General features: G+C 49.0%; 8 protein-coding genes. 2 read left to right on the top strand and 6 right to left on the bottom strand.

From position 1 onward, the window contains the following. The 6 genes from PHU49_09165 to PHU49_09140 form a co-directional block, all read right to left on the bottom strand. Nucleotides 1-398, bottom strand: a 398-nt coding sequence (locus tag PHU49_09165) for a glutamate--tRNA ligase family protein (GenBank protein MDD5244172.1), incomplete at its 3' end; no start/stop codon positions are given. Nucleotides 399-419: 21 nt separating this feature from the next. Continuing rightward, nucleotides 420-902 (bottom strand): 2-C-methyl-D-erythritol 2,4-cyclodiphosphate synthase, encoded by a 483-nt coding sequence (gene ispF / locus PHU49_09160; GenBank protein ID MDD5244171.1) that lies wholly within the window; start codon nt 900-902, stop codon nt 420-422. Further along, nucleotides 899-1,597, bottom strand: coding sequence for a 2-C-methyl-D-erythritol 4-phosphate cytidylyltransferase (gene ispD, locus PHU49_09155; GenBank protein ID MDD5244170.1), 699 nt, complete (start codon nt 1,595-1,597; stop codon nt 899-901). Before ispD ends, ispF begins: the two co-directional genes overlap by 4 nt. Before the next feature lie 4 nt (nt 1,598-1,601). After that, on the bottom strand, nt 1,602-2,648 hold the full coding sequence (locus PHU49_09150) for a TRAM domain-containing protein (GenBank protein ID MDD5244169.1): 1,047 nt from the start codon (nt 2,646-2,648) through the stop codon (nt 1,602-1,604). 2 nt (nt 2,649-2,650) lie between these two features. Beyond that, complete coding sequence (locus PHU49_09145; GenBank protein MDD5244168.1) at nt 2,651-3,157, bottom strand: CarD family transcriptional regulator; 507 nt, start codon at nt 3,155-3,157, stop codon at nt 2,651-2,653. Between the two features lie 250 nt (nt 3,158-3,407). Beyond that, nucleotides 3,408-4,019: an ankyrin repeat domain-containing protein gene (locus PHU49_09140; protein ID MDD5244167.1), complete on the bottom strand. Its 612-nt coding sequence runs from the start codon at nt 4,017-4,019 to the stop codon at nt 3,408-3,410. Between the two features lie 178 nt (nt 4,020-4,197). On the opposite strand from PHU49_09140, the gene gltX reads away from it, so the two are divergent. Together gltX and smc are read left to right on the top strand one after the other, a co-directional pair. After that, complete coding sequence (gene gltX, locus PHU49_09135; GenBank protein MDD5244166.1) at nt 4,198-5,589, top strand: glutamate--tRNA ligase; 1,392 nt, start codon at nt 4,198-4,200, stop codon at nt 5,587-5,589. Then, on the top strand, nt 5,586-8,921 hold the full coding sequence (gene smc, locus PHU49_09130) for a chromosome segregation protein SMC (GenBank protein ID MDD5244165.1): 3,336 nt from the start codon (nt 5,586-5,588) through the stop codon (nt 8,919-8,921). Before gltX ends, smc begins: the two co-directional genes overlap by 4 nt.

The following is an 8,921-nucleotide window of genomic DNA, read 5'->3' as shown; positions in this document are numbered from 1 at the left end:
TTCCTGGCTTCAGGTGACAGGTCCCTGCATGTCCCGTCATACCTCGGCGGCTCTCCCTTGTGCAGGGCCTCCTTTCGCTTTCTTTCGAGCTCTTCCTCGCGGCAATAGCACCTGTAGGCGCGACCTTTTTCGAGGAGGTCTTCCGCGTATGCGTGGTAGACCGCCAGCCTGTCTGTCTGCCGCACCGGGCCTTCGTCCCAGGAGATCCCGAGCCACTTCAGGTCATCCAAAATGGATGCTTCGTAATCCGCAGCAGATCGCTCAATATCCGTATCTTCGATGCGGAGAATGAACCTTCCCTGCTCCTTCCGTGCGAAGAGGTGGTTCATCAGCGCCGTTCTTGTATTTCCGACGTGAAGATGGCCCGTGGGGCTTGGGGCAAATCTCACCCTAACCATAACAAACTTGCGCTTCGATTATCATATTTCCTGACTTGCTTCGAGGAGTGCGATTGCGTGTACGGCAATGCCTTCTTTTTCACCAATAATGCCGACCCCTTCCGCGGTTTTCCCCTTGACGTTCACCATCCCCTTGCCGATCCCCATAATATGGGCGAGGTTTCTTCTGATCACTTCTCTATGATGAACTATCTTCGGTTCTTCCGCAATGACTATGGCGTCTATATTAACGACCCTGAATTTTCTTCGTTTCATTATATCAATAACGAAAGAGAGTATCTTCTCGCTGCTGATGTCCCTGATCGACTCATCAGTATGGGGAAAATGAAAACCAATGTCCGCTTCGGCCATTGCGCCGAGAATGGCATCACAAATGGCATGGGTAAGCACGTCCCCGTCAGAATGGCCCAAAAGGCCCTTGTCATGCGGTATCTCAACCCCGCCGAGATACAGTCTTCTCCCTTCTACGAGGCGATGAAAATCATACCCTATGCCGATTCTCATAGATTGCCCTTGAGCTGTGAGAGCATACCCCTTGCGATGATGAGATCTTCCGGCGTGGTTATTTTGATATTGTAAGGAGAGCCTTCGATAACCTTTACCTTTTTCCCCATATGTTCAAGAAAGGTCGCATCGTCATACCCGTAAAGTTTCTTTGCCGCGCCTTCCCTGTAGGCCTTCGTGATAAGGTCGTACTTGAATGTCTGCGGGGTCTGAATGTGCCAGAGGGAATCTCTTTCCAGGGTTTTCTGGACAAAACCCTCTTTCGAAACGATCTTGATGGTGTCTTTCACGGGAAGTGCCGGAATAACGGCATCGAAGACCTCCATAAGAAAGATGCCTTTATCAATAAAAGACGGGGAAACAAAGGGTCTTGCGCCATCATGTATGATAACAATATCGCAGGGGTTTTCTATGGCTTCAAGGCCGTTTCTCACGGAATCCTGCCTGAGCCTTCCGCCGATAACCAGTTTCAGGACCTTGTTAAAACGGTATGTTTCAAGAATTTCTTCCTGAATCATCGGAAGGTCCTTCTGGTTCACAACAAGGTAGATGCCGTCTACTGCCCGGCACTCTTCAAAGATCTGAAGGGTATGTACTATGATGGGCTTATTGTCAATGAGCAGAAACTGCTTGTTTGTAGCTGCCCCCATCCTCTTCCCTGCACCACCTGCAAGGATGATTGCCAGCGTCCTCATAAATTTACCGGGCCTGTTCCTTTAGTTGATATTCGTCGGGAAAATAGAATTCTTTTTCGGCCTGCTCTTTCAGTTTTGCAAAGATCATCCGGCCCGATGTAGTCTGAAGTACGCTGGTAACAACTACATCAACAGATTTGCCGAGGAGCTTCTTTGCGTCATCGACAACGACCATGGTGCCGTCATCGAGATAACCTATGCCCTGTCCATGTTCTTTCCCTTCCTTGAGGATCTTGACGTTCATCTGTTCACCTGGCAGCATGGCAGGCCTTAAAGAAGCGGCGAGTTGATTCATATTAAGCACTTCTATCCCCTGAAGCTCTGCTACCTTGTTCAGGTTATAGTCATTGGTTAAGATCTTGCCGGTCAGCTTCTTCGCAAGGGCTATCAGCTTTGTATCCACATCCTTAAGCTTCGGGAAATCATAGTCCACGATCTTGACCTTGACAAAGGTTTGTTTCTGCAGCCGGTGGAGTATATCGAGACCCCTCCTCCCCCTGGTTCGCTTCACGGTATCACTGTGGTCTGCAATATGCTGAATCTCATAAAGGACAAACTGGGGGATCACGAAGGTCCCGTCTATGAAACCCGTTTCACAGATGTCCGCTATCCTGCCGTCGATGATCGTGCTTGTATCAAGGATTTTCACGTCCTCGTCGTTTTCCATCCTGTCAAGGAGGGGAACCTTCGAAAGATCAAGGGTCTTGCTCTTTTCCTTCCCTATCCTGAAACCGATATAGCCCATAACAAAATAAAAGAGGATATATATCGGCAGCGTTATGGGTATGTCTTTGATAAGCGCCAACAGTAACCTGGAGATAAAAAGATCTGCGACGATCAGGCTTATGGTCGTTCCCAAAAGGCTCCCGAAGATGATCTTCAGCGGAATGTCTTTCAGCTTTTCTTCCAGCTTCAGGATCATATACCCGAAACCGATGCCAAGGACTGCGCCGAGCAAAGCCCAGAGGTTGTTCGAAGAGATCTCTCTTAATATGAAGTACCCTGAGATTGTGGTAACAGCAACCAGAACTATCTGAAGCAATAGATCCAAAGTCAGCCCTTGTGATTATTGTTATTATTGTTCGAGAAGATCTTCTCGAGTTCTTTTTCTATCTTTTCCTCGTTTGTGGCGAGCGCGATAGAGAGTTCTTTTTTAATAAGGTTTCTTGCTGTCTCGAACATCTTCTTTTCCCCGAAGGAAAGTTCTTTCCAGTGTTTCAGGCCGTATAGCTCCTTCAACACTGTGGCAACTTCGAAGATGGAGCCGCTCTTGATCCTCTCCATGTAATCTTTATAGCGCCTGTTCCATGGCGAGTTGTCGTGTACCATGTTCTTGTCTTTCAGGATCTCATACACCTTCTTTACCTGACCGGAGGCAATGACAGCCCTGAGACCCGCGTTGTCAGCACCATCAACGGGGATCATGATCGTCATGTCGGTATCGAGAATCCTGATAATATAAAAGGACTGCTTCGTGCCTGAAAATGCCTTCTCTTCAATAGACTCTATCTTCCCAACACCGTGACCTGGATAAACAGCAATTTCTCCCACATGAAACATCGTGCCTCCAATCGACGATTGTTGTTTTATTATTTTTCGTCTCACTATCTTACCATAAACATAGAAAAGAATTCAATAAGTATTTGTTTTCATATCATTAATTTTGTATACAATCATACTGCCGGCGCGGGAATGCGCATGCTCTCCCCTTCTCGCATCAAAAATCAGGGCAACCGGGGTGCCCTGCGGGGCGCCGTTGGGGATCGAAGGAATGGGGCGACGACATTGTCTTTTGATCGAATTGTCCGGATTAAAGATCAGGTCTGTTTTTTTGAAGCTCCTGCAGTTTATACTTCAGGTCATTAACAAGCCGGGTGAACCCCTTTTCTGTGGCCATATCAATGGCTGTTTTGCCGTGATTGTTCCTCGCGGTAATGTCTGCGCCCCTTGTTATGAGAAGGTTTGCCATCCCCACATACTTGCCCGCGATGGCGCAGGTAAGGGGTGTATCGCCCTGCCGGTCCGCGATATTTATGTCTGCGCCACTTCCTATAAGGAGATTTGCGGCCTCGACCTGACCGTTCTTGCAGGAACACATAAGGGGGGTGTCGCCGTTTGAGTCCTTCACGTTCACTTCAGCGCCCCTTGAGGTCAATAGCCGTATAACCCCTATATGCTTGTTCCAGCAGGCATATGTAAGGGCGGTCAACCCCTGTCTGTTTTTGACATTGCAATCAGCGCCCTTATCGATAAGGACCCTCGCGGTGTCAGTGAACCCATTCATGGCGGCATACATGAGCGGCGTGGAACCGTTTTCGTCTGTGGCGTTGACCTCGGCGCCCTTTTCTATGAGGAGCGATTCACTCTCAACGCTGCCTTGTTCGCAGGCTTTAAACAGCTGCTCTGTGTAGGGATTACTCATCAATAATAAGTATACACCATCTGTCAAAAGATGTTCTACCTGTATCTTTCTCGCCGCCGGTCAGGTGCGGTTATCCCAACTGGCCTGTAAGGGCTTGAAATTCAACGCAATAAAATTCATTGATGAATGTTTCGTTTTCCATTATAATCACTACAAGTTTTTTTCGGAGGGAATCCTTTTGGTTAAAACAAGATTTGCGCCAAGCCCTACAGGTAATCTCCACATTGGCGGGGCGCGGACCGCGCTCTTTAATTACCTCTTTTCAAGGCACAAGGGCGGGACCTTCGTGCTGAGGATCGAGGATACGGACATCGAGCGGTCAAAAGAGGCGTACGTGGAAGATATCCTCCAGGGGCTTAGCTGGCTTGGCATACAGTGGGACGAGGGCCCCCATTTCCAGAAGGAGAGGATGGATATCTACAGGGAGCATGCCTACCGGCTTCTCGGGGAAGGGCATGCATACAAATGTTACTGTACAACAGAAATGCTTGAAGAAAAGCGAAAGACAGCCTTCAAAGAGGGGAAAAAACCAACTTACGACAGGACATGCAGGGACGCAAAGGATCAGGACGGGAACAGGCCTTATGTCATACGGTTCAAAAGCCCCCTCACCGGCGAGGTAAGCTTCAACGATCTTGTCAGGGGAACCATTGCCTTCCGGTGTGAAGAGCTTGATGACCTTATTATCCTGAGAAGCGATAACACGCCTACATATAACTTCACCGTTGTCATCGACGATGCGCTCATGGGTATCACCCATATCATACGGGGCGATGACCACATCAACAATACCCCGCGACAGATCCTCATCTACAGGGCACTCAACTACCCGATGCCTGACTTTGCCCATGTGCCCCTCATACACGGCAAGGATAGGGCGCGCCTCAGCAAGCGCCATGGCGCCACATCTCTCCTTGAATACAGAAATGACGGGTTCCTGCCCGAAGCGCTGATGAATTACCTTGCCAGGCTTGGTTGGGCCCATGGGGATCAGGAGGTCTTTTCAAGGGAGGAGTTGGTAGAAAAGTTTGACCTTCCGAACGTCGGCAAGTCTCCCGCGATCTTCGACATGGATAAACTGATGTGGCTTAACAGCCATTATATCAAAGGGCTTCCCGAAGAAGATATCGCGGAAAGGCTCGTTCCTTTCCTTGAGGCTCTCGGTATAACTGTAGCCAACAGGGACATCCTTGTGCCCATCGCGGCCAATTTCAAAGAGAGGGCAAGAACGCTGAAAGAGATGGCGCAGATGGCGGCATTTTTCTTTCACGATGATGTCGCCTATGAAGAAACGGCAAAACAAAAATTCCTGACGCCCGCAACGAAACCTATCCTTGAAAATTTCTTAGAGGGCTTTAAGGGTCTTCCGTCAATCGACGGGGAGGAACAGAGGAGACTGATAGAAAACATTGCCCGGGATTACAATACAAAACTTGTAAATGTTATACAGCCTATCAGGGTTTCGCTGTGCGGCAGGACGGTGAGCCCGGGGATCTTCGAGGTAATCGGCATCCTCGGAAGAGAAAACGTTGAAAAGAGATTGCGCAGGGCAATCGAAACAATATCATGAGACTATTAAGGCTTGAACTTTTCGGATTCAAATCATTCCTGAACAGGACTGTTTTTCAGTTCAGTGACGGGATTACATCGATCGTAGGGCCAAACGGTTGCGGAAAAAGCAATATCGTTGACGCCATTGTCTGGTCGCTCGGGGAGCGGGGAACAAAGTCTCTGAGGGTCAAGGACATGGGCGACGTGATCTTCCACGGAAGTAACGGCAAGCGGCCTGTCAACATCGCCGAGGTTTCCCTTGACCTCACCGATGGAAGCAGGGAGATAAATGTAAAAAGAAGGATATACAGGGATGGCACCAACGAATACTATCTCAATGGCAGTATCGTAAGGCTCAAGGATATTCATGATACATTCCTCGGGACAGGAGTGGGCACAAACGCCTATGCGATTATTGAACAGGGCAAGATCGAAAACTTTGCCCAGATGAAGCCCCTTGAGAGAAGGGTCATTATAGAAGAGGCAAGCGGCATCACCCGGTTTGAAGAGAAAAAGCGAGAAGCAATGGGAAGGATGGACGAGGTAAGCGTAAATCTTGACAGGATAGAAGATATATACAGTGAAGTGATAAAGTCCTTCGAAAAAGCAGAGGGTGAGTGGCAGAGGTGGAAGGCTTACAAGGAACTCGCCGATAAACTGCACGAGATAGACAGGCATATCCTGCTCCAGGGTTACTCACGATTAACAAAACGGATCGGGAAGATCATTGAAAGACAGGAGGAGATCGAGAAAGAGGTCCGGAAAGAAGAGGAAGGGAAGGAGAAGCTGAAGCAGGAACTGGAGGCAAAGGACGCAGAATTTTCATTAACCGACAACATCATGCGGCAGCTTGAGATTGACATAAAGGGCCTGGAAAAAGACATGGAGGGCAGGCTCGTCGAGATCGACTACATCAGGGAAGAAAAGGCGGGACTTGAAAAACAAAACCTGTCCCTGACAGAAGAAAAAACAACCCTGACATCACGGGCAGACTCATACCGGAACGATATCGTGGAACTGAACCGGCAGGTTCAGGCTCACGGCATGGATCTCGCAAAGGAAGAAGGCGAAGAACTGCGGCTCCGCGAGGCCACCGAGGGCTTGAAGGGAAAGATAGAGGAACAGGAGAAAAGGGTCGAGGAAGAACGGACGAAGCTCTTCGTCACCATGAGCACATTGACAGACATCAGAAATAAGATATCGGAGATCGAGCGCATCACGCAGGAAAGGCAGAAAAGGGAAGAGAGACGAATCCAGGAAGAGGGAAGGCTGAAGGAGTTATTGACGGGGCTGGAAAGTCGTCACCGGTCACTTAAAGAGACGCTGGAAAAACGTCTCCAGGAAAAGGTTTCCGCCATGTCGAGCGAAACAGAGTCGCTGACAGAATGTGAACGGTGTGCCGGGGAGCTTGAAGCGGCGAAAAGCGCCATCGAACGCTCGAAGGGCGAAAAACAGGCAAAAGAAGAGGTTTTAAGGCAGCTTGGCGGTTACGATGAAGCCGTAGAACCCGCGGAAACCGATACGAGGAAGCTCATCAACCTTATCAGGGTCTCCGAGGAGAGAGAAAGGGCACTGGAAAGATTTTTTGCCAACGAACTGGAATACCATGTGCTGACCGCGGAGAACCCCGCGGGGATTGCAGAGGTTGTAGAAAAGGGCGAAGGGAATTATGTCTTCTTCCCCCGGCAGGGCATATTCAAGCTAAACGGTGCCGAGGTTGAGATAAACGTACAATGGATTGAAACCTTGCAGGATGCCCTCATGAGCATTGAAAGAGGTGAAGAAGGCATCTTCATGAATGATACTGTTTTCGTCGATTCGCGGGGGTTTATAATCAGGGAGAAGGACGAAAAGAGGGTCGATCTCAGAAAGTTTAAAGAAAAGGTCCGGCTCGAGAAGGAATTAAAGGAGTTGGCGGTTATCCTTCAGGAACAGGATCTCTCTGTAGGAGATCTGCAGGCCCGATATGACACATGGAACAATACCTTCCTCGAGCGGAAACGGTCCCGGGAAGAGAAAGAAAGAGAAGCCGGCGACGTTGAAAAAGAGATTATCATGGCCGAGGCTGAATTAAAAACAACCACTGAAAAATTACAGGAATTATCTGCAGGGCTCGATGTCTTCGATGAAACATCTCAAACATCACCGGAACAACTCCTCCGCGAAAAGGTGCTGCATGAAAAGGAAAGAGAGGCAATCGAATCCGGTATGACGCTGCTCAGGGATGAGTTAAACACGATAAAACAGGGCTACGAGGGTTCGCTCTCTGCGTGGCATGAGATGACGATCAGCCTTGAACGCAAGCGAAACGCCCTGCGGGCGCTCCATGAGAACATAGAACGAAGGGGCGGGGCAATACAAAACATTGCCGACGAGATCCGTAACAAGGAAAAGTCAATGGAACAACTCGGCACATCGATCGTGGAATGCACCAAAAAGATAGCAGTGCTTGAAAAGGAGTACGGGGACCTGAAAACAGATTCTGAAAGATATCTCGTAAGGCTCGAGGAATTAAAAACAACGCTGGGCAATCTCCACGTGGAAAAGCATGCCATACAGGAAAGGATCGAGGCGGTTAATAAGGCTATCGACAAGATCAGGGCAAAGCGGGAAGGCACAGACAGGGATATCGCGGTCCTTACCGACAAGAAAGACCAGATAACCGGGAGGTTGCTCACCGTTTATCACATAGAAGATCCGGAAAGCATTACACTGCAACCCAATCCTCACATTGAGGAAGAACGGGAGGCTATCTCCAGAGAGATCGCTGACATGGGTGAAATCAACTTCCGCGCCGAAAAAGAGTATCTCGAATTGAGGGAGCGGGTCGCCTTCCTCGAACAGCAGAAAGAAGATCTGAGAAATGCAATGGATTCCCTGAAAAAGACGATCACCAAGATAGACCAACTATCAAAGGAGCTCTTTACCGAAACCTTTGAAAAGATAAACGACTCCTTTAAGAAATTTACCGAGATGTTATTCAAGGGAGGAAAGGGCTATCTGTTTATCAACCAGGAGAACGGCGGGATAGATATGTACGTTCAGCCGGCAGGGAAAAGGGTCATACGCATGGAACTTCTCTCCGGGGGCGAGAAAGCGCTTATATCCCTTGCATTGCTCTTGTCTATCATGGATACAAGGCCAAGCCCTTTTGCCCTCATGGATGAGATCGACGCCCCTCTCGATGATGCCAACCTTTCCTCGCTCATTGAGATCATCAGGGGCATGAGCACAAAAACACAGATCATCTTCATCACCCACAACAGGATCACCATGGAGTCTTCCGCTGCCATATACGGGATCACCATGGAAGAAGAGGGCATCTCCAAGACAGTCTCTGTCCGCCTGTAA

The sequence above is a fragment of the Syntrophorhabdaceae bacterium genome (assembly GCA_028713955.1).
Classification (GTDB): domain Bacteria; phylum Desulfobacterota; class Syntrophorhabdia; order Syntrophorhabdales; family Syntrophorhabdaceae; genus UBA5609.
This window is presented reverse-complemented; position numbering and strand designations above follow the sequence as displayed.